Here is a 22,011-nt window from a genome sequence, read left to right on the forward strand (position 1 = left end):
ATGAATAAATGGCAGTTTTGAAATATAAAAGGAAGCGCGTAAATTTGTACTGATTACTCACAAACAAAAACGGGTTGGATGTTGGTTTTTGTGAGCATTGAATTTGTGAGATTGCATTATTTATGTAAATTACGGTACATCAATTTTGATCACCTACTCTACACCTCATAGGTTCCTTTTTCTTCTATTTATGCATGGCAACGGTCTTCTGAAAGTTTTCCTGGTTATATCCGCAATTAGCTTGTTGTTCGACTGGTATGTGTTCTCCGGGTTAAAAACATTAATTGCCGGCTGGCCCTCCCGGCTCTGGCAAAAAATAGTTTTATGGGGATACCTGCTGATTTCAGTTGGTGTTACCGTTTTACTTGTAATAGGCTTGCCTGCTTTTAAAACCGTTGGCGGCATGCGTCCATTCCATGAATGGATCTTGAGCCTGTTCCTCACTTTTTTTATCACCAAACTGTTTTTTATAGTCGTGATGTTTTTGGGCGATATCGGGCGGTTTCTGACAGGCTTATTTAAACTGGCGACACAATCTCACAAGAAGCCGGTATTTCCGGCCCGCCGAAAATTCATCAGCGAAATCGCTGTATTGGTAGCCGCAATTCCATTTACTTCTCTTTTTTACGCAATGTTGAAGGGCAAATATGATTACCGCTTACACAAAATAACCCTTTATTTTGATGATTTGCCTGCCGCTTTTGATGGGTTTACCATAACCCAACTTTCCGACATTCACTCGGGTAGTTTTGACGATGCAGCGGCTATGCAAAAAGGAATAGATATGGCCAAAGCGCAAAAAAGCGACCTGTTTGTTTTTACCGGCGACCTGGTGAACAATGCAGCCACAGAAATTGAGCCTTATTTAGATAGGTTTGGATCGATAAAAGCGCCCTACGGCCAGTTTTCTATTTTGGGTAATCATGATTATGGTGATTATATTGAATGGAAAAGCCCCGAAGCCAAAGCTGCCAACCTGGAGACCCTGAAACAGCACCATAAAACTTTGGGCTACCGTTTGCTGCTTAACGAGAATGTCACCATTAAAAAAGATGGCCAGCAGCTCTCGCTCATCGGGGTTCAAAACTGGGGCAGGGGATTTATACAAATGGGCGATTTAAATAAAGCCTTACAAGGCGTTCCGAAAGATGCTTTTAAGGTGTTGCTCTCGCACGACCCTACCCATTGGGAAGATCATGTGCGGCATAACCCGGCCAATATTCATCTCACCCTGGCTGGCCATACACATGGTGCGCAATTTGGCGTGGAAATCCCTGGCTTTAAATGGAGCCCGGTTAAATACAGGTATCTTGACTGGGCCGGCCTGGCCAACCAAAACCAACGCTATTTATACGTAAACCGGGGCTTTGGTTTCCTGGCCTTTAGCGGCAGGCTGGGCATCTGGCCCGAGGTTACTGTTATTGAGTTGAAGAAAAAGGTTACAGCTTAGCCACATCGATATGAACAAATTGCTGCAATTGATTTTGGTACTACTGATTTTTGCTTCGTGCAGGAATCCCAAACCGCATGTGGTTAATAAATTATATGTCCCATCAGACGAGGCCAAGATTACAACGCTTGCTTTTAATTACATTATGCCATCAGACAGTGTTTTAAAAGCGCATTTAATTAAATACAAATTCCCCGCATCCGAAACGGATAACATTGAGCAACTAAAAAAACAGTTAGATACCGCCAGGCTGTATATTTTTATTGCAGATACATTAATAAGGATACCAGAAGATTATCTAAAAAAACAAGCAAAAAGCCGCCATAGGAATGATAAGGACATGATAAAAAACATGCTGGTAGATAGCTGGGCCCCCGAAGTGGTCATCAACGAAAAACCAGGCATGTTCCAACTGAAAAATTTGGCTTTCACTCGTAATTACGAATACACGCTGTATAACCAGCGAAAAAATTTGCCTCCGGTTTTCTTTAACGCCGGAATGTTCAGGATGTCGGCAGTATTTTTCAATCAGGATAGAACTAAAGCCTTTGCCTACATTGAAAAACGCGGCGGGTTGGTTGTAGCCCAGGGTTATGACATTTTCCTGGAGAAGAAAAAAGGAAGCTGGTTTGTTGTACTATGCGATATGGATTGGGCATCCTGATTTCTGGCAAGGTTTTTATACCTAATATGCCATATCTATAAAAACATAAAACCATGGCAACATCCAACGTAAAAGAAATAGGAAAAGAGAACACCGCGGTAAAACCAGTACACAGTACCTGGGACGTGATGAAGCCTTTTGTTCATTTTGGCCTAAAGGCCACCAGGCTTATTGCAAATGCGCTTATCACTATAGTTAAAAATATACCCAAGCCCGATAACCACAAGCAGCCTGACGGTAAGCGCAATAAGGTTATTAAAATTTAATTACTATAACATTTATTTTCATATTACAAAGGCTTGATACAACTTTTTGACCCCGTATTTTAACGGGGTCAAATACAGTGTTTTCACGGATTGACAGCCGTTATTAAATTTCGGAGATTTAACATCGTTAACCCCTGAAATTAACTAACGATGCCCCTACAAATAATCGGTGTTCACAGAACCAACGATGTGCATGATAACCCCTATCTGGCTATCAACTCGTTAATGTGGATTGATGATCATACTCAAAACCGCGGCATCACTACCAGGGATGTACTCTTCGATTGGATAAATGATAACGGAATGGCTTATGTTCTTGACGAGCAAGGCAATAAATTCAGGTTGCTTACAGCAATAACTAAAGGTGGTCTTAAATATCTGCGTACTGTTTTTGATGAAACAAAATCCGACAGATTATTGAGTCTTTCCGCCTAAAATAACTAACAAAAAGCCTAAACCTTCATTTTTATACCTTAACCTTGTAAGCGACCTCTGTCATACGTTTGATAGGGGTTTGCTTTTTTGCCCCTTTGGGAAGAATCAAGAGTTAAGAATCAAGAAAGCTTCAAATTACAGTCAGCCGAAAACGGGAATCACCCCATATTGATTATACGTTTCATAAAGCGACTTTGGTTAACTAATCCAACCAGCCACCAAAACACCACAATTGTCGAACTAAATTCATTTTTATAATTAATTAATGAATTTAATTCTGATAGTTAGTAATATTACCGTATGATTAACGAAACAGACATCGTTTTAGACAAAACAGATCTGCAGATATTACGATTGATGCAGGACAACGCCCGCATATCAAACGCCGACCTGGCACGCGAGCTGGGGATGGCGCCCTCGGGGATATTGGAAAGGGTGAAAAAACTGGAACAGAAAAACGTTATCCAGCAATATGTAACCAAAATAAACCCGATTGCCCTACAGCAAAAACTGCTGGCCTTCATTTTCATGAAAGCGGCCGATGGACCAGGCTCGGATAAAACCACGCAGGAGCTGGCCAAAATACCCGAAGTGCAAGAGGTACACCATATAGCCGGCGACGATTGCTATCTTATTAAGGTACGCACTTATGATTCGGCATCGTTAATGCACCTTATGCGTACGCACTTTAGCAAAATACCACACATTTTGAACACGCGGACCACCATCGTGCTCGAGACCGTGAAAGAACAACAACAATTAGTTATACCCGAAAAATAAATATACCATGGCCTCATCTTCACAAAAATCAGCTTCGCCCCTATTGGTTATCATAGCTTTTGCTACGGTTTACCTGGTTTGGGGTTCTACCTACTTTTTTATAAAAATGGCGGTGGATGGTTTCCCCCCATTTTTGCTGGGCGCAATCCGTTTTTTTATGGCAGGTGCTTTATTGCTTATTTGGTGTGCTATTAAAGGCGAGCAGATTTTTGTAAAGCGCAATATGATTCATGCGGCGGTGAGCGGATTTTTATTGCTGGTAATTGGTAACGGCGTTGTAATATGGGTTGAGCAAACCCTGCCCAGTGCTATGGTTGCTATTATGGTATCATCGCCCCCCATATGGTTTGTATTACTTGACAAACCAAACTGGGGCACTAACTTTAAAAGCAAAAGCACCATTATTGGCCTGATAATTGGCTTTGTGGGTGTAATATTGTTATTTAGTGAGCAAATAGAAAGCATGATGGGCCCGGCATCCGGGCCGTCAAAACTCCCCGGAATGCTTTTATTAATAGTGGGTACATTGGGCTGGGCATCGGGCTCCCTATATTCAAAATATTACAATACCCAAGGATCGGCAGCGGTAAACACGGCATGGCAAATGCTGGTTGCAGGCGTTGTATTTATTCCATCAAGCTTTTTCCACCACGAAGTTCAGTCACTTAACTGGAGCGCCATCCCGGCACATAGCTGGTATGCACTGCTATACCTCATCGTTTTTGGATCGATAGCTGCATTTAGCGCCTATGTTTGGCTGTTGCAGGTGCGCCCCGCTACACAAGTCGGCACTTACGCTTACGTTAACCCGGTTATCGCTGTTATATTAGGTGTGCTTTTTGCCCACGAAGGCGTTACCCTGATACAGGTAGCCGGCCTGGTGGTGATATTGGCAAGCGTGCTGCTGATTAATTTGAGCAAGTACCGGAAAGAGAAAGCAGTGAAACAGGAAGCGATTTTGGTTGAGTAACACATTCGAAGAGAAGAGTCAAGAGTCACGATCCAGGAAATTGATGGCCTATCTTGAATCTTGACTCTTAATTCTTGACTCTAATTTTCCCATTTCCCAAACTCAAAGTACCTGGTAATTTTAATACTCACCTTGCCGCCTACTTTATATTTGCCCCTGTTGTAGTTCATTACACGCAGGGTAACATCGTTATTATCGATAATCAATTCTTCAAAAAAGCCTTTGAACAGGATCATTTTTACCAGCCATTTCTTTCCAATCCTTACTATTTTTACGTGCTCGGCATACACAACAACAATGCCACGCCTGCTCTTGATACCACAAGTTTTGGCCTGGGTTGATGTTAATACGCTGCTACTGGCCAGTATTTGCGAGGTATACAGCAATTTGGGCGAATGATACAATTGATCGGGCGGACCGTGTTCAACAATTTCGCCCTCTTTTATAACAATAAGTTCATCGGCCATTGATAATATCTCGGCCGGATCATGCGATACCAATACCACGGTTGTCTTCCACTCCCTCACAATCTGCCTGATATCGTGCTGCAGGGCTTCCCTATAATAGGCGTCAACCTGGTTAAAAGGTTCGTCAAGCAGCAATACCTGTGGCCGGCTTATGAGGGCTTTGGCTATAGTAACACGCTGCTTTTCGCCGCCACTTAGTTTGCCAAAAGGGTAATCTCGCAGCGGGTAAATATTAAGCATATTAAGAGCTTCGGTAACCAGCTTTATTTCGTGGCTACGGTCTTCGGGGGGCATCCCATCGCGCACAGTTTCCCAAACAGACGATTTGGGGTTCATATCAACACCATTTTGGGTAACCATCCGCATTACCTTGTGGGCATGCTGTATCCCGTGCTCGCGGCTTAATACCCTTTCTTCCTTAAAAAAAACCTCGCCATGATCTGGCTGCAGCGTGCCAAACAATAAGTTCAGGAGCGTGGTTTTACCACTGCCGCTTTCGCCAACTATAGCGGTTATCTTCCCTTTGGGCACAAATATGGTTATATTGTTTACCCCGGTTGATTTATCGCCAAAAAAGTTTTTGGTAACAGATATGGTTTCAAGTATCAAATCATCTTGCATTCCTGTGTACTTTTTATCGCTTAAGTTTTGGTAAAGGCAAATAATTGAGGCCTAATAAAGCACCTAAGCTATAAAAAGTTTGCTGTCAACAAAAACTAAAGCTTATATTTTATATCCGGGCAAACAATTTACACCAATAGCCATTCTTATTGCAGCAAGACATTCAAAATCATCACCATGAACAAAACCATCGGTAGAGTCCTTATAATTATAGGTGCCATTATGCTCATCTGGACGAGCTTTACTTATACTAAAAAGGAAAAGGTTATTGATGCCGGCCCACTCCAGGTTTCTGTTGATAAGCAAAAAACGGTTAACTGGCCCCCGTATTTAGGCGGTGCATTAATTATTGGCGGCATAGCAGTAATTGCCTTATCAAAAAGTAAATAAGCTGGAATTAAGTAATAAGTCTTTTGCCCTGGGCTGAATTCTCTTTTCTGACTTTGGGCTTAAGACTTTCGACTAAAGACTAAGCATGACAAAACGCTATTTATTGTCGACCGCCTTAAGCACGCTTATATCTTTATCGGCCAATAACTGCGCATAATTAATCATTCTGAATTTTTTGCCCTCCATCGCTCTAAATTCCGGCGAAAGCAACATATTCAGTTCTGTTTGGCGGTGAATACTGGTGAGGGGTTTGCCGTCTTTGGCATTCATCATGTTGCTGTTCATATCCACCAGTGCGTCCATCTCGGGGCTGGGCGTAGCTGTATGAATAACCACCAGATTTGGTTTGTTGGGGTTAAGCTTAGTGCTTACATAGTTCAGAAAAACCTTTTTCTTGGTGGCTATCGGCTCGCCCCACATTTCCATATAGGTTTCTCCAAAATAGGTAACGCTACTTAGGGTTGATATGGCTAATTTATATTTATGGGCCAGTTTTTCGGTTAGTGCCCGCAACTCGGGTGTCGATAACGCTATCCCCATGTGCGGGTCGATATAGGTAATTTTAAGCCCCGAGGCCAGTGCACGTTCAATTTGTGCCGATAGCTCGGTTTCTACTTCCTCCATTTTATATCCACTCTTCGCGAACGATGACGTTGAATGCGGGAAATAGCCTACTTCATCAACTAAACTTGGCACTGCAGTTCGCCCGGTAACTGGCCCCCAGCGGTAGTTTTTCCACTCGGATGTAAGTGTTAAGTGTACTCCAACGCTCACGTTTGGATACTTTTTTAAAATCTCCACGGCTTCCTGGTACCAGGGGCAGGCAAACTGCAACGATACAGAAAAAGGCAGGCCAGTTTTAGCCATTTTTTCGGCGGCCATATTTACCGAATGGTTCATGCCTATATCGTCAAGCCTTATCAGCAATTGTGGCAATTTATCAGCTTTTTGTGCAGCCGCGGGGCTTAACCAAATAACGGTCATCAACAGAAACAGGTACCGGACATGTATATTTTTCATCAAATTAGGGCTTTATCGATAAAAAAAAGTAAAAATTAAGTTAAAAACAGCCAAAAAAACACAAAAAATTACCGTTAATGGCAATAATAAAATGTAAATATTATAAAAATCACCCATTGAAGCATTTATTCGTGTAAATTTTACGTTTATTTAATATCTTGTAGCGCATAATGTCGGCCTCCCCCTAAAATACCGGCATTTACCGCTATTGATGCATTATATATGGCAACATTATAAAACCCTGATTAACCGCAATTGTTTAGGTAATACCGAGCAACTGCATGGCTTGCCTTACTGGAGCAACAAGTTATTTGCCGTAATAATGACCTACTTGTTGCCGCTTTTTGTCGTCGCCCTGGTCCCCGGAGGGTATATGAGCATTATAAATCATTTTTACGCGCTTGCTGTTTTTGATTTACTTATTGTAGCTGCTATTTCGGCAGTAGCATTATTGCATGGTATAAGTATACCGGCCCGTAAACTGCTGCTTATTACATTCCTGTACCTGCTTGCCGTGTTTTTGCTTTACTACCTTGGTTGGTACGGGCCAGGCTTGCTTTATTTACTGGTAATAACCATTTTTTGTTTGCTTATATTTCCCGGTAAGCGCCCATTTTGTACTGTTTACATCAACACGGCCATTTGCATTTCGGTTGGTATTTGCATTCACTTTAAACTTTTATCTGATGGTATTGCCTTGCAATATAGTCTTGGCTCGTGGATAGCTGTATCAATAAACCTTATTATTTTAAGTGCTGTTACGGCGCAACTATTACCCACGCTTTTTAACGGGCTGCAGCAAAGTAACAACAGGTATGAAACGGTTGCACAGGCCACAAGCGATACCATTTGGGACTGGGATATCATTAACGATACCATTCAGTACAATTATGGGATGAACCAAGCCTTTGGGTACAAATTAAGCGAAGTAGCCAATGTAACCAACTGGTGGAACACCAAGCTACACCCAGACGATGCCGAAAAAGTTACCGGAGGCCTTACCAGGGCGTTTACAGGCAAAAACAATCACCTACAGCTTGAATACCGCTTTTTATGCGCCAATGGTAAGTATAAACATATACTTGACAGAGCTTTGATAATAAGAGAAGCAGGCGGCAAACCCGTAAGGGTTATTGGCGCCATGCAGGACATTACCCGCCAAAAAGAAGAAGAGCAATGGCTGCGCCTTACCGAATCGGTATTAAAATATGCCACTGACGCGGTTTTGATTTTTGAAGCCGAAGCCAATGAAAATCAGCAAAGAAAATTAGTATATGTAAACGAGGCGTTTACCAATATTACCGGCTACACCCAGCAGGAAACAATTGGAATGGTAACCGATGTTTTATGGGGTAATAACATTGCCGGAACAGCTCAAAACAATTTGATGACTACATTTGATCAGCAAGCGGCATTTGAGGTTGAGGTAATTAACTATAAAAAGAATGGCGAAAGATTTTGGAGCAGTAAATCGGTATCACCTGTTAAGGATGCGGCTGGCAAAATAACCCATTGGATCTCGATTGAGCGCGATGTTACCCAAACAAAAAACCACGTTACCGCTATCGAAAAACAAAATATTAAACTCAAAGAAATAGCATGGACCCAGGCCCACACAGTACGAACCCCGGTTGCCCGGCTCATTGGCCTGGTTGATTTATTACTTGATGAAAATACTCATGCAACGGATTACGACCAGTTGCTCAATTTCATTTCCTTATCGGTGCATGAACTCGATAACATCATCTTAGGTATCATCCGAAAATCCGAAAACGAGCAGATAAATTTAATGCCAAAGTTGGACACTTAAAAATCTAATGGCCAAATAAATACTAAAACCATCTTTTTCACCCTGAAAGGTCCTGATAATCTGGCAAATCATCAAATTGCGTTCCTAATCCAACAACAAAGTATCCTCATCATCTGTAAGGCTTAGCTGAATGCTATCAGCCCCGGCAATACCTTCAATGCTGCCTTTAATGTGCGCAGCATTTAACAATACCTTATCAAGCTGTTTCTCGCGCGATTTCCACATTTTTTCCATTGCGTCGCGTTCTTTCTGGATAGACAGGCGCATGCCCATATAACCTTCCCGAATGGCTTTCCACTGTTCAGAAAATTCGCTGCTGGTTAAGTAATCATACAACAGGTGCATTTTATCGCCTTTATTATCCTGCGATTTGATGAGGTTTGATAGCTTGATCACGCCATCGCGCAGGATATACGATACTGCTTTCACCTCGTCGAAACTACAAATCCAAACCCCATCCTTCTCGCCAAAACAGTCCATCCCCTTAGGATAGCATTGCGTAACAATAACCGCTACATCAACGCCAACGCTACGCATATCTTTTTTGAGTTTGTCAATCCAGTCGGCGCCAAAGGTAGCGGTGCGTTTACTTTCGTAAATAATTTTACCGCACTCCTGCCCAAACTGGTTACGTACAGTTTGAATACAATCGGCACCTCGAACGCCTTTACCAACTTCGCTTATCACGTCAAACGGAAAATAGTTACGCAGCAATTCTTCCAATATCAGTTCCTGCACCTCGCCCTGTAACTGCATCGATCCCTGCTCGGCTTTGCGCTTCATTTCTTCGGCAAGCTTCTTTTGGTCGTCCAATTGTTTTTCCAGTTCTTTTACTTTTAACTGGTATTCAATATCCTTTATGCTATGGCGTTCGGCTTCCTGCCGGCGTATCTGCTCGCTCAGTTCGTTACGCTGCTCCTGTAATTTACGTTGCAGAGCAAGCTCCATTTCCTCTTCTTTTTGCAGCAACTGCTTTTCGCGCTGTAAAAACTCAAGCTCTTTCAGGCGCGATAGCTTTAGCTTTTCCTCGCTTTCCTGCGCCGAATTTTTAAGCATCAGCACCTGGTTTTCATAATCCTGGCTTATGGATTTACGCAGGTTTTCCTCCAGCACCAGCTGCAGTTGCTTTTTTTCGGCATTCAGGCGCTGTTCAAACTCGGCTTTTTGCTGCCGTTCTTTGCTCAAAAACTCCTCGTCTTTTTTACGGTATTCCTCCTCTTTTTGGCGGGTATAATCCTGCATTTTAACCCGGAGCTCTTTTTTATACTCCTCGGCCATCACCTCCTCTATCGGAAAACCAAAACCACAACTGGGGCACTTAACTTCTGTAGCCATACTTTTTATCACGCGAAAAACATTTTCGCACCTCAAATATAGGAATTTATACAGCGCCAAATTTTGACGAAAATGTAATACTTGCAGTTATCAATTATTATTTATACATTACATCAATGCAAATTTTACAAATTGGCAAGGTCTTGTGGAGCTACGATTACGAAATCGCGGCGCTTACACTGATCGATGAAGCCGGAGCCCTCTTTTCGCTAACTCCGCCTCCCCACCATCGTGAGGGTGAAATTGTATTGACTCCAACAAACCTGGTTATTGATGGGTACAACTACTTAAATATCCCTTTAAACAAGCTTGAACAGGTATACCTTGGCTTTGATGACATTTATAAAAGATCGTTAGTCAGAAATAAAGGTCTCTTTTGTCAGCCCTTAAGGTTGCGCTACAAACAAGGCGACGATACTGCTGTTGTGTACCTCATTGTTGATCTTCGGTTTTTCGGCACAAAAAACCAACTCTGGTTTGATACCTTAAAACAACTCCTGGCCGACTAAGCCTCTTTTATACCCGAAACACACTTTTCCCTGAAATATGTTGTGCTTTGCATAAAAGCAATCCGGTTAAAATACCGCATTATGGGTATTTTTTATTAAACACCAATTTGTGATATTTGGCACTACAAACCATCACTAAAACCTTTATCTCCTGGCCCCCTATTTAATTGGCCACCTGTAGCAAAGGCTTACATAATTTATTGATCATTATGAAAAAACTCGGACTACTACGGTTATTTATTTGTTTACCCCTCATCGCGCTTATTATCCCCAACGTTACCGAATCATTAATAAACCCCAATTACAAGGTGCCACTTATACACGTTATTGCCGGTGCAGCACTTGTGGCAGCAATTGCCATTTGTAGTATTATCATTTACTATCTGCAAAAACAGCAACTTAAAGTACAGTACCAGCGCAATAAAAATTAACAAAAAAGCAAACGGCGTACCCGGTTTGCCAGGTACGCCGTTTAGCGTTTTAAGCAATATTATAATTATTTAGCTTTAGCAAATTCGCCGTTAGCTTTAATGGTAACTTCATCGCTTAACATAGCCGAACCAAATTTGCTACCAAAGCCAAAATCAGCGCGTTTTATTGTGCCTGTTAACTGGAAACCAGCATCATCGGCTTTGCTCATTGGGTTTTGGATAGTACCACGGTACCAAAGGTCGAATGTAACAGGTTTGGTAACACCTGCTAAAGTAAGGTTACCGGTAATTGCGTAATGTTTTTCAGATGTTTTTGAAACACCTGTGCTTGTAAAAGTAAGTGTTGGCTTATTTGCAACATCAAAAAAATCGGCCGATTTTAAGTGATTATCACGGTAATCATTATCTGTGCTTACAGATGCTGTTTGTACAGTAAACGAAACTTTAGCATCGCTAAAATCTGGCTTTGCAGCAACAATAGTAGCATCGTAAGTTTTAAAGGTACCATCAACATCATTTACCAATAAGTGGGTAACTGTAAACTTAACATTTGAGTGTGCTTTGTCAACCGTCCAGGTTGTTTGTGCCGAAGCGGCAGTATACAAAAATGCTGACGCTAACAGGATAAAGATTTTTTTCATTTTACTTGAGGTTTTGTTTTTTTTATGATCCAAAAGTATACAAAGAATTGGAATAACAAGCCGTTAAATGTTTAAACATTTAATTATTAAATTGGGATGACAAATCACGACTGATTTAGTGGGGTAATAAGCTTTAAGCTAACCTTGCGATTAAATAGGGATTATATTTACTTAGCGGTTTTGGTAAAAAATAGCCTTTAATACAATCCGGATTACAAACACATATTTGTATGTGCAACCTTGATGTAATTTTTGATCCTGGAAAAGCTTCTATTCCCTCCGGAAAAGCACAACGTATAGTGTCATAAGGCTCCCGGCCGGTGTTTTTATTCGATTCGTGTATATACTTAATTACCGCACAATCAAGTGCCCTGTTATTTTCACGATTGACAGGCATTGCTAAACCCGATGTGCCGAGAAGATCTTTTAAACCATTGTACGATTCACTTAATATCTCTAACGATTCTGCTTCAACAAGGTTGAGGCAATTCCCAAGTTCGATAATAGCGCCTATTACAAAAGGGGTTTTAACTGCTTCTTTATTTTTTTGAATTCCTTTTGCGTTTTCAATGGCATATTGTAAAGCCCGTGTCGGATCGCTTTCCCAAAAATAACTTCCTGGTCCGAGCCAATCCCAAGCATTATCACTCGGTCTCAACTCATCCCGCCCCATCACCAAGTTGTTACCAACTTCTCTGTCACAGCTATGAAAACCAATGACATTTAATGACTGATAGTCGGACATTAATTATTTAGACTTTGTTATTGAAGATAATTTAGACGTTTCACCTTTTATAGCATCGGCAGAAATTATGCCCGCACTTTTTAAAAATGCCATAGCGGTTTCCTTTGACACGTTCGCTTTAGAAGTGACAGCCTTTATAGCGGCAATTTGTTCTTGAACACTTTTAGTTGTCATATTAGAAAATTAAACACAAATATAACGATATTTTGCATACAAGTACCCTATTTTCACTGAGTTGGGGCTGCGGTGAATGGTGTCAATTGCTATCATATTTAAGTGTTCTCCTTCCAGAGATCCCGCTTTTTACGTTTCGGTTTACACGAGCGGCAAAACTATTTATCTGACTTAGCCAACAATACCTCTTTGCGGCTGAGACCTCTATAAGACCATGTTGGTGATATTATTTAAATTAAGGCAGATAAATACTTCACTTATCTGCCTTGTTGCTTTTTTTACTTAGCGCCAAACACATAAAATAATGAAAAGCCCAATCCATTGCTTATAAAACTGCCGTTAAAGCTATCTGTGCTTCCGTGGCTTTGCGCTCCATCATCTGATTTTGAATGAGCATAATAGATATTAGCCAATGTGGCCGATACTCCTATTTTTTTTGTTGGGTAATAAACAAGGCCAAGATTTATACCGGCGTTATAGCTATCAGTTTTGCTTGAGTTTGAATTTACAGTAGCGCCGGGATAATCGTAGGTATATTTTACATTGTATCGGCTATAGCCCAGGTATGGGCCGGCGCGTAAACCTAATTTTTCGCCGTACATAAAGTACTTTCTGATAAATATCTGAGCGCCATAATCATACTGATGTTGTGTTGACGGCGAACTGAATTCGCCATTGTCGACACTTAAATGATCATAGCTCAAATTGGCCCCTATATCCAATTTATCGGCAATAAAATAGCTGTAATTGGGCCCTATACCAAAATTATTGTACTTGTTTTTGGTATTACTTGAAGCGCCGGTAGATGGATTTACGCTTACATTACTTGATTTTTGAGTGTTGAAAATTAAATTCACACCTAATGTTTGCGAGCCTTTTTCGGTTTGGGCTTTTGAAATTTGAAAAGCCAATAAAAATGCAGGGACTAAAAGCAGGATTTTTTTCATATTGTAATAATAGTTTGTTGAGCAGTTGAAACGGCATTTATTTGCCGTTATTTTACCAAAAAGTCTATTATTAAATAAATATTTTTCGCGATAATATAAGATTATAACCGGCGTTTAATTTGATTTTATCGCCAGAGTTACCGTCCCTCCAAACTACCCCTATATTCCTTAAGCGCCCTTAATATCGAAGTAGCAATTGTGAACTGTCCGTCTTTTGAGTTCAGGTATTCTTCGTCGGCCGGGTTATTGATAAAGCCAGTTTCAACCAGCACCGCCGGCATACCGCTTTGGGCCAGTACCAGTACACCCTGTTCCTTTACGCCAAAGGTATGGTGGCCATCCGCTTTTTTAACCTGGTGAATAATCATATCGCCAAAATGAATACTTTGCTTACGGTACTTTTGCTGAAAAGCGTTCAGCACAATGGTATTCACCACATTATCTTCGCCGTAACCGTTGTATTTGTTCTTGTAGTCATCTTCAATAAAAATGGAAGCGTTCTCGCGCAATGCTTCACGCTGTTCCTGGCTGCGGTGAAAACCGTAAACCAACACCAGTGTGCCGTGCTCTTTGGCCCTTTTTTGGGGCGATGAATTACAATGGATAGAAATAAACAGGTTACCGTGGTTGCTGTTGGCTATTTCGGTGCGTTTATGCAGTTCGATAAAGGTATCCGTACTACGGGTCATGATGGTTTTAACACCGGGCATTTCGTTATTTACCAAATCGCGCAGTTTTTTGGCTATACTAAGGGCAATATCTTTTTCTTTTGAGGTAGCACCATGCGCGCCGGGGTCTTTACCGCCATGGCCAGCATCAATTATAAGTGTTTTGAACTTGAAGTGATTTGTAACCGGTTTTGATGCACCGCCTTCTTGTCCGTATAAAGTGTTAGCAGAAAGCAAACCGAAGAAAAAACAAGCAAATACAAGTATACGCGTACTTTTTAGGTAGATGGAAAACATGAAGAATTTTGTATATAGGTACTTTAAATATTTTAACTATAAATGCCATAATTAAGATATTGTTTGGTGTACTCAGTTTAAATGTATGTTTAATTAAATTCCGCAAAGGTAGTATTAGTTAACATTTTAACGTCACTGCGATTCAAAAAACAACAAAATCGTTAAAGCGATACCGGGATCATACAAATCATGTTTAAATTTTTATATTTATGTTTTACTACTTACCATTTGATATATGCCAATTAAAAAACTACTATTTACCCTGTTCGTTTCCATCTTTTTTGTACAAACCAGTTACAGCCAGCAAAAACAATTGCCTTACGGCGACAATGCATCGGTAGGCAAATATTACAACATACGTGGTATTAAGCTATATACCGAAACTTACGGAAGCGGCAAACCCTTGCTGATGATACACGGCAACGGCGATAAAATGAGCGCTTTCAAAAACAACATCCCTTATTTTGCAAAAAAATATAAGGTTATAGCTGTGGATAGCCGTGCGCATGGCAAATCAACTGATGCAGCCGATTCGTTGAGTTTTGAGCAGATGGCCGATGATTTTGCTGCCCTGCTGGATGCAATGCATATCGATTCGGCTTACGTGGTTGGCTGGAGCGACGGGGGCATTAATGCGCTGGAACTGGCTATGCGCCATCCGGATAAAGTTATAAAACTGGCGTCGACAGGTGCAAACCTTTGGCCCGACTCGACCGGGTTAATACCCAGCTTATGGAAAGATATGCAGAAAAACTACGCGGCACATAAAAATGAGGTTTGGAAAACTGCTAAAGAAAAAAACGACTGGAAAATATTCATGCTGGATTATAACCAACCGCACATCAAATTAACCGAACTACACAAAATCAAGTGCCCTTCGCTTATTATAGGCGGCGACCACGACCTTATCCCCGTTGAGCATACGGTAATTATTTCTCAAAATATCCCTAAATCCTATTTATGGATTGTACCCAACTCGGGGCATCCAACGCTTGTTGAACATAAAGACGAGTTTAACAAACTGGTTGATGACTTTTTTGAAAAATCTTTCAATAAACGATAAAAACCGATTTTAAAAATATCAGCCTTAAGACTGATAAATAAATTATTTTTTAAGGCTATAGTATGAAATAAGTTTGCTTATTTCATACTATAGCCTTAACTTTGTTTGGTAGTAAAGCGATAAAGGATATGAAAAACAGAAAACAACAGCTGGTTATTGAACAAATGGATAAAAAGCTTACCGTTTTTAAATCAGTTGAGAATGTTATTATACCGTCAAAAGGCTGGTTAAATGCTGTGCGGGTATCTCTTAAAATGACTTTACAACAATTAGGCAATCGTTTAAATATTACGGCACAAAGCGCAAATGACCTGGAAATGCGGGAAGCCCTGGGCACTATAAGCTTAAACCGTTTGCGGGAAGCTGCTAATGCTTTAGATATGAAATTTGTATATGGGATAATACCAAAGGACGGTTCCATCGAATTAATGATTGAAAAACGAGCTAAGGAGCTTGCCCAAAAGATTGTGTTGCGAACATCTAATTCAATGAAATTGGAAGACCAGGAAAATTCGACTGAAAGGATAGAAAAAGCCATAAATGAGAAAGCAGAAGAAATCAAAGCAGAATTGCCAAAATATTTATGGGAATAAACTTTGAATATCAGGATGGACAAACCCCTTTGGACGAAGAGGAAAAAGAGGGCTTGCTTATCGGCACAATTACTACCCGCGCAGAATTGGATGAATTTGAGCAACTGAACATTCAAAAAGCTGTTGAGTGGACGCTAACCCGAAAGTTTAAACCAGACAAAGTTTTAACGGAAGAATTCATTAAAGAACTTCATTACCGGATGTTTGGGGATACCTGGGCATGGGCAGGCAAATTCAGAAACACAAATAAAAACCTTGGAGTAGATTACTTTAGGGTAAGCGTAGAATTAAGAACCTTATTGGACGATGCTAATTTCTGGATGGATAAATCCATTTACCTGCCAAATGAAATAGCTATTCGTTTTAAACATCGCATAGTCAGCATTCACTGTTTCGCAAATGGAAATGGCAGACATTCCAGGCTGATAGGTGATATTATAATTGAACATCTTTTTAAGTTGCCGGTGTATTCATGGGGAAGTTCAAACCTAATAAAAGCAGACCAGAGCAGAAAATTATACCTAACTGCCATAAGAGCCGCCGATAAAGGTGATATTGAACCGCTTATACGGTTTGCACGTTCTTAAGTCAATACCATTCTCCCAACGTCATTGAGGAAAGCTTTAAAAAATTGATTTCGCGCCAAGATGCCAGGACGCTAAGATGAAACAAGCAAATCACTTTGCGTCTCTGCGTCTTTGCGCGAAAATCCTCTACATTGCCGCCCCGCCTAACTCATGACAGTCCATGACAGTTCCCGGATTACTATTGCCTACATTAGCTTTACCAATTTAAACCAGTTAAGAGTATGCAAATTATTTTTGGAGTCTTTTTCCATTTTATCGGCGGGTTCGCTTCGGGGAGTTTTTATATCCCCTACAAAAAAATTAAGGGCTGGGCCTGGGAAAGCTACTGGATAGTAGGTGGCATTTTTTCCTGGTTTATAGTTCCGCCGCTGGCCGCATGGTTAACCATACCTGGCTTTGCCGATATCATCAGCCATACAAGCACATCCGTTATCGGGTGGACTTATTTAATGGGCTTACTATGGGGCATCGGTGGCCTCACTTATGGTTTAGGTGTACGATACCTTGGGGTATCGCTGGGCAGTACTATTATATTGGGCCTTTGTTCGGTATTCGGGGCATTAATACCATCGGTATATTATGACCTGGTTCCAAAAGAGGGTAAGGATACGTTTAGCATGATGTTGCATAACCAATGGGGGCAGTTTGTATTATTAGGTGTGTTACTATGTGTTGCTGGTATAGTTATATGCGGTAAAGCCGGGATGATGAAGGAGAAAGAGCTATCGTCCGATAAAACTATCGCCAACGAAAACAAAGACTACCGTTTTGGGCTGGGTATCCTGGTAGCTGTAGTATCGGGGGTGTTAAGCGCTTGTTTTAACTTTGGCATCGAAGCGGGTAAATCAATGGCCGATACCGCAAACCATCTTTGGCAGGCTGCACACCCGGGGCAGGGTAACTTTCTGTATCAAAACAATGTAACGTACATTATTATACTATGGGGTGGCTTAACCACCAATTTTATATGGTGTATGGTGCTTAACGCCCGCAACAAAACGTTTGGTAATTATACCGATAAAAAAACGCCGCTGCTTAAAAACTACCTGTTTGCTGCGCTTGCCGGCACCACCTGGTTTTTACAGTTCTTTTTTTACGGTATGGGCGAAAGCAAAATGGGCAACGGGGCCAGTTCATGGATTTTACACATGGCTTTCATTATCCTGGTAGCCAACACCTGGGGCCTGGTGCTAAAAGAATGGAAAGGCGTTAGTAAAAAAGCCTTTACCACGGTTATAGCCGGCATAGCCGTAATTATATTATCTGTGCTGGTGGTGGGTTACGGTAACTCGTTAAAATAATTATTGAATTATTGATTGACTGAATTATTGATTGAGCTGCAATACGGTTTTATCAATAATCAGCAAACATTAATTCAACAATTAAAAATTGAATTATTGATTGACTGAATTACTGATTGAGCTGCAATACGGTTTTATCAATAATGAGCAAACATTAATTCAACAATTAAAAATTGAATTATTGATTGACTGAATTACTGATTGAGCTGCAATACGGTTTTATCAATAATGAGCAAACATTAATTCAACAATTAAAATAATTCAATAATTCAATAACTCAATAATTCAATAATTAAACACACATATGTCTGTCAAAACAACACAATTTAAGCATGTAAGCTACCTGTGGGATGATGCCAAAGCAGCCGGGCTCGCCGGCGACGAGGTAGCATTATTAATATACCGATCAAACTTATTAGGTGCCGATTTGCGGTTAACTAACTATGGCGGGGGCAACACTTCGTGCAAAGTAATCTCCAAAGATCCTTTAACCGGCAGTGATGTTGAAGTAATGTGGATTAAAGGATCGGGCGGCGACATTGGCACGTTGAAAAAAAGCGGTTTGGCAGCCCTGTATGTCGACCGGCTGCGCAGCCTTAAAAATGTTTACCGCGGTGTGGAATATGAAGATGAAATGGTGGAATTGTTTAACCATTGCATTTATGACCTTGCCTCCAAAGCGCCGTCTATTGATACTCCTTTACATGGCTTTTTACCCTTCGCCCATATTGACCACCTGCACCCCGATGCAGCTATAGCTATCGCAGCAGCAAAAGATGGTAAAAAAATAACACAAGAGCTTTTTGGAGGTACCATAGGCTGGGTAGAGTGGAAAAAACCGGGCTTTGAACTGGGCTTGCAATTGAAACAATGTTTAGACGAAAACCCTGGCATCCGTGGCATCATGTTAGGTTCGCACGGTTTATTTACCTGGGGCGACACCGCTTATGAAAGCTATGTTAACACATTAGAAGTAATTGAGCGCTGTGCCGAATACCTGGAAGAAAACTATGGCAAAAAAGCCCCTGTTTTTGGCGGTCAAAAAATTGAAAGCCTGGACGAGGCCGACCGTAAAAAACAGGCTGCCGCTATTGCCCCTATCCTGCGTGGTTTTTGCTCGAGCGAGCGCCATATGGTTGGGCATTTTACAGATGATGCCCGCGTGCTGGAGTTTATCAACTCCAATGATCTTGACCGTTTGGCGCCTTTAGGAACCAGCTGCCCTGATCACTTTTTGCGTACAAAGATTAGTCCGCTGGTATTGGATCTTACACCGGGCGAAGATTTGAGCGACGTTAAAGCTTTACAGGAGCGCCTTACCCCCGCATTTGAGGCCTACCGCCAAATGTATACCGATTATTACAACACCTGCAAGCACGAAAACAGTCCTGCTATCAGGGATACCAACCCGGTAATTATCCTGTACCCGGGTGTCGGCTTATTCTCCTTTTCAAAAGATAAACAAACCGCCCGCGTTGCAGCAGAGTTTTATACCAACGCCATCAACGTAATGAAGGGCGCCGAGGCAGTATCGGAATATACTTCGCTGCCTCGCCAGGAAGCGTTTGATATCGAATACTGGTTATTGGAAGAAGCCAAGCTACAACGCATGCCAAAACCAAAGGCTTTATCGGGCAAAATTGCCTTAATAACCGGCAGTGCCGGCGGCATAGGCAAAGCCATCGCCAAAAAATTTGTTGACGAAGGCGCTGTTGTGATCCTGAACGACATGAATGCCGAACGTTTGGAAAGTGCAGGCGAAGAATTTAAAAAGCTGTATGGCAAAGACTCGTATGCCACCGCAGTACTTGATGTTACCAGCAGCGAGCAGATCGACTCTGCTTTAACAGTTGCCGCCCTTGCTTTTGGTGGGGTGGATATTGTTATCAACAACGCGGGCTTATCCATCTCCAAATCAATCGGTGATCATACCGAAAAAGATTGGGACCTGTTGTATGATGTTTTGGTAAAAGGCCAGTTTTTTATTACCCAGGCCGCCGTAGCCACCATGAAAAAGCAAGCTATTGGTGGCGATATCATTAACATTGTAAGTAAAAACGCCTTAGTAAGCGGACCAAACAACGCTGGATACGGCTCTGCCAAGGCAGCCCAACTACACCTAAGCCGCTTAAACGCTGCCGAGTTAGGTGCCGATCACATCCGCGTGAACGTAGTTAACCCGGATGCGGTTATCAGCGATAGTAACATCTGGGCCGGCGGCTGGGCCGAGGGACGGGCAAAAGCTTACGGCATCACCGTAGCCGAACTACCTGCCTACTACGCCAAACGTACCTTATTAAACGAGGTAATTTTACCGGCAGATATCGCCAACGCCTGCTTCGCCTTTACCGGCGGCCTGCTCAACAAATCAACCGGCAACGTGTTGAATGTTGATGGCGGGGTGGCAATGGCGTTTGTGAGGTAGAAGCCCCCTCTAAATCTCCCCCTGAAGGGGGAGACTTTAAAAAAAGAGCATCTAAAAAATAAATCTCCTCTGCAACGAGGATTGAATTGTCCTTTTTAAGCCCTCCCCTTTAGGGGAGGGTTTGGGTGGGGCTTAACCATTATAAACATGCAATTAGAGAAGAGCATAATCGAAGAAACTAACCATCAGCAACAAGCCGCGCACCAGCGTAAGTTTGATTTTGTTGCTGAGGATATAAAAGGGTTGGATACCATCCTGAAAAAATTAGGTGATTTTAATATCGCCATACCAAGCTGGGCTTTAGGTACCGGTGGTACACGTTTTGGCCGTTTCTCTGGCGGTGGCGAGCCACGCAGCCTGGAAGAAAAAATTGAAGATGTGGGGTTGATCCACGCCTTAAACCGCAGCAGCAATTCAATTTCGCTGCACATTCCGTGGGATATCCCTAAAAATGCGGATGCTATTAAAGCACACACCGCTGCTTTAGGCCTGCATTTTGATGCGGTTAACTCCAACACCTTCCAGGACCAGCCAACGCAGGAGCTGAGCTATAAATATGGCTCGTTGCACCATGTAGATAAAGCTGTGCGCAAGCAGGCTATTGCCCACAATATTGAAGTGATTAAGTATGGTGTAGAGCTGGATTCAAAAGCTTTATCGGTTTGGTTATCTGACGGATCAAATTTCCCGGGGCAACTAAACATGCGTGGCGCTTTTGAGCGTACGCTGGAAAGCTTGCAGGAAATTTACGAGGCCCTGCCCGCCGATTGGAAAGTTTGGGTGGAGTACAAACCTTACGAGCCGAATTTTTATTCAACTACCATTGGCGATTGGGGCCAATCCTACCTCCTGTCGTCCAAATTAGGCAGCAAGGCACAAACCCTGGTCGATTTGGGGCACCATTTGGGCAGCACCAATATTGAGCAAATTGTTTCTTTATTGCTGATGGAAGGCAAGCTGGCCGGTTTCCACTTTAACGACTCTAAATACGGTGATGATGACCTTACCGTCGGCAGCATCAATCCATACCAGTTGTTCCTGATATTTAATGAACTGGTAGAGGGTATGGACGCCCGCGGCATGAATCATGCAACGGCCATTGGCTGGATGATTGATGCATCTCATAACGTGAAAGACCCTATCGAGGATCTGATCCAATCGGTAGAGGCTATTAAAATTGCCTATGCTCAGGCCTTATTGGTTGATGTAACTGCGCTAAAACAAGCACAACAGGATAATGATGTAGTTAAAGCACAGGAAATATTACAGCATGCTTACCGTACTGATGTACGATCGCTATTAGCCGAGGCACGTTTGTGCGCCGGCGGAGCATTGGATCCTCTTGCCCTGTACAGGGCACAGGCAGTACGTAATCAATTGATTAAAGAACGCGGAGCAAAAGCTGTATCAACCGGATTATAA

Annotated in this window: 24 protein-coding genes; 16 read left to right on the forward strand and 8 right to left on the reverse strand. The window is 41.9% G+C overall.

Going from position 1 to position 22,011, the window contains the following annotated elements:
- Positions 1-190 precede the first annotated feature (190 nt).
- The 6 genes from AC1RM2_RS03265 to AC1RM2_RS03290 all read left to right on the forward strand — a co-directional run bounded on the left by AC1RM2_RS03265 (position 191) and on the right by AC1RM2_RS03290 (position 4,565).
- Positions 191-1,450 (forward strand): metallophosphoesterase, encoded by a 1,260-nt coding sequence (locus tag AC1RM2_RS03265; protein ID WP_492983327.1) that lies wholly within the window; start codon positions 191-193, stop codon positions 1,448-1,450.
- A 10-nt stretch (positions 1,451-1,460) separates the two neighbouring features.
- Complete coding sequence (locus tag AC1RM2_RS03270) at positions 1,461-2,114, forward strand: hypothetical protein (protein ID WP_492983329.1); 654 nt, start codon at positions 1,461-1,463, stop codon at positions 2,112-2,114.
- Positions 2,115-2,167: 53 nt separating this feature from the next.
- Positions 2,168-2,380 (forward strand): hypothetical protein, encoded by a 213-nt coding sequence (locus AC1RM2_RS03275; protein ID WP_492983331.1) that lies wholly within the window; start codon positions 2,168-2,170, stop codon positions 2,378-2,380.
- Between the two features lie 150 nt (positions 2,381-2,530).
- Complete coding sequence (locus tag AC1RM2_RS03280) at positions 2,531-2,815, forward strand: hypothetical protein (RefSeq protein ID WP_492983333.1); 285 nt, start codon at positions 2,531-2,533, stop codon at positions 2,813-2,815.
- 300 nt (positions 2,816-3,115) lie between these two features.
- The gene (locus AC1RM2_RS03285; protein WP_492983335.1) at positions 3,116-3,595 is read left to right on the forward strand and encodes an Lrp/AsnC family transcriptional regulator; all 480 of its coding nucleotides are present in this window, start codon (positions 3,116-3,118) and stop codon (positions 3,593-3,595) included.
- 7 nt (positions 3,596-3,602) lie between these two features.
- The gene (locus AC1RM2_RS03290; protein WP_492983337.1) at positions 3,603-4,565 is read left to right on the forward strand and encodes an EamA family transporter; all 963 of its coding nucleotides are present in this window, start codon (positions 3,603-3,605) and stop codon (positions 4,563-4,565) included.
- An 80-nt stretch (positions 4,566-4,645) separates the two neighbouring features.
- Here the strand turns inward: AC1RM2_RS03290 and AC1RM2_RS03295 are convergent, their stop codons facing one another.
- Positions 4,646-5,653, reverse strand: a complete 1,008-nt coding sequence (locus AC1RM2_RS03295; protein ID WP_492983339.1) for an ABC transporter ATP-binding protein — start codon at positions 5,651-5,653, stop codon at positions 4,646-4,648.
- A gap of 177 nt (positions 5,654-5,830) precedes the next feature.
- Here AC1RM2_RS03295 and AC1RM2_RS03300 point away from each other — a divergent pair, with 177 nt between their 5' ends.
- On the forward strand, positions 5,831-6,043 hold the full coding sequence (locus AC1RM2_RS03300; protein WP_492983341.1) for a hypothetical protein: 213 nt from the start codon (positions 5,831-5,833) through the stop codon (positions 6,041-6,043).
- Positions 6,044-6,139: 96 nt separating this feature from the next.
- Here AC1RM2_RS03300 and AC1RM2_RS03305 read toward each other — a convergent pair whose 3' ends face one another.
- Positions 6,140-7,063, reverse strand: coding sequence for a ChbG/HpnK family deacetylase (locus AC1RM2_RS03305; RefSeq protein ID WP_492983343.1), 924 nt, complete (start codon positions 7,061-7,063; stop codon positions 6,140-6,142).
- 211 nt (positions 7,064-7,274) lie between these two features.
- Here AC1RM2_RS03305 and AC1RM2_RS03310 point away from each other — a divergent pair, with 211 nt between their 5' ends.
- Positions 7,275-8,873, forward strand: a complete 1,599-nt coding sequence (locus AC1RM2_RS03310) for a PAS domain-containing protein (RefSeq protein WP_492983345.1) — start codon at positions 7,275-7,277, stop codon at positions 8,871-8,873.
- 84 nt (positions 8,874-8,957) lie between these two features.
- Here the strand turns inward: AC1RM2_RS03310 and AC1RM2_RS03315 are convergent, their stop codons facing one another.
- Positions 8,958-10,208, reverse strand: coding sequence for a DUF2130 domain-containing protein (locus AC1RM2_RS03315; RefSeq protein WP_492983347.1), 1,251 nt, complete (start codon positions 10,206-10,208; stop codon positions 8,958-8,960).
- Positions 10,209-10,324: 116 nt separating this feature from the next.
- Between AC1RM2_RS03315 and AC1RM2_RS03320 the strand changes: the two genes are divergently transcribed.
- Both AC1RM2_RS03320 and AC1RM2_RS03325 read left to right on the forward strand, forming a co-directional pair.
- On the forward strand, positions 10,325-10,717 hold the full coding sequence (locus AC1RM2_RS03320; RefSeq protein ID WP_492983349.1) for a hypothetical protein: 393 nt from the start codon (positions 10,325-10,327) through the stop codon (positions 10,715-10,717).
- Positions 10,718-10,926: 209 nt separating this feature from the next.
- Complete coding sequence (locus AC1RM2_RS03325) at positions 10,927-11,148, forward strand: hypothetical protein (RefSeq protein WP_492983351.1); 222 nt, start codon at positions 10,927-10,929, stop codon at positions 11,146-11,148.
- Positions 11,149-11,213: 65 nt separating this feature from the next.
- On the opposite strand, the gene AC1RM2_RS03330 is transcribed toward AC1RM2_RS03325, so the two are convergent.
- From AC1RM2_RS03330 to AC1RM2_RS03350, 5 genes are all read right to left on the reverse strand, one after another.
- Positions 11,214-11,789 carry a YceI family protein gene (locus tag AC1RM2_RS03330; protein ID WP_492983353.1) on the reverse strand — a complete coding sequence of 192 codons (576 nt, stop codon included), beginning with the start codon at positions 11,787-11,789 and terminating at the stop codon, positions 11,214-11,216.
- A 133-nt stretch (positions 11,790-11,922) separates the two neighbouring features.
- Entirely contained in the window at positions 11,923-12,534 is a 612-nt protein-coding gene (locus AC1RM2_RS03335) for a hypothetical protein (protein ID WP_492983355.1), read from the reverse strand.
- Between the two features lie 3 nt (positions 12,535-12,537).
- Entirely contained in the window at positions 12,538-12,708 is a 171-nt protein-coding gene (locus AC1RM2_RS03340) for a hypothetical protein (protein WP_492983357.1), read from the reverse strand.
- A gap of 278 nt (positions 12,709-12,986) precedes the next feature.
- Positions 12,987-13,655 carry an autotransporter outer membrane beta-barrel domain-containing protein gene (locus tag AC1RM2_RS03345; RefSeq protein ID WP_492983359.1) on the reverse strand — a complete coding sequence of 223 codons (669 nt, stop codon included), beginning with the start codon at positions 13,653-13,655 and terminating at the stop codon, positions 12,987-12,989.
- A 137-nt stretch (positions 13,656-13,792) separates the two neighbouring features.
- Positions 13,793-14,620, reverse strand: a complete 828-nt coding sequence (locus tag AC1RM2_RS03350) for an N-acetylmuramoyl-L-alanine amidase family protein (RefSeq protein ID WP_492983361.1) — start codon at positions 14,618-14,620, stop codon at positions 13,793-13,795.
- 235 nt (positions 14,621-14,855) lie between these two features.
- On the opposite strand from AC1RM2_RS03350, the gene AC1RM2_RS03355 reads away from it, so the two are divergent.
- From AC1RM2_RS03355 to AC1RM2_RS03380, 6 genes are all read left to right on the forward strand, one after another.
- Entirely contained in the window at positions 14,856-15,683 is an 828-nt protein-coding gene (locus AC1RM2_RS03355) for an alpha/beta fold hydrolase (protein WP_492983363.1), read from the forward strand.
- Positions 15,684-15,811: 128 nt separating this feature from the next.
- Positions 15,812-16,276 (forward strand): mobile mystery protein A, encoded by a 465-nt coding sequence (locus AC1RM2_RS03360; protein ID WP_492983365.1) that lies wholly within the window; start codon positions 15,812-15,814, stop codon positions 16,274-16,276.
- A complete protein-coding gene (locus AC1RM2_RS03365) occupies positions 16,267-16,863 on the forward strand; it encodes a mobile mystery protein B (protein ID WP_492983367.1) in 597 nt (198 codons plus the stop codon). The genes AC1RM2_RS03360 and AC1RM2_RS03365 overlap by 10 nt, the downstream gene beginning before the upstream one ends.
- Before the next feature lie 221 nt (positions 16,864-17,084).
- A complete protein-coding gene (gene rhaT / locus AC1RM2_RS03370; protein ID WP_492983369.1) occupies positions 17,085-18,164 on the forward strand; it encodes an L-rhamnose/proton symporter RhaT in 1,080 nt (359 codons plus the stop codon).
- 304 nt (positions 18,165-18,468) lie between these two features.
- Positions 18,469-20,589 carry a bifunctional aldolase/short-chain dehydrogenase gene (locus AC1RM2_RS03375; protein ID WP_492983371.1) on the forward strand — a complete coding sequence of 707 codons (2,121 nt, stop codon included), beginning with the start codon at positions 18,469-18,471 and terminating at the stop codon, positions 20,587-20,589.
- A 147-nt stretch (positions 20,590-20,736) separates the two neighbouring features.
- Complete coding sequence (locus AC1RM2_RS03380) at positions 20,737-22,011, forward strand: sugar isomerase (RefSeq protein ID WP_492983373.1); 1,275 nt, start codon at positions 20,737-20,739, stop codon at positions 22,009-22,011.

It is taken from the genome of Mucilaginibacter sp. GW822-FHT03E02 (genome assembly GCF_058801545.1).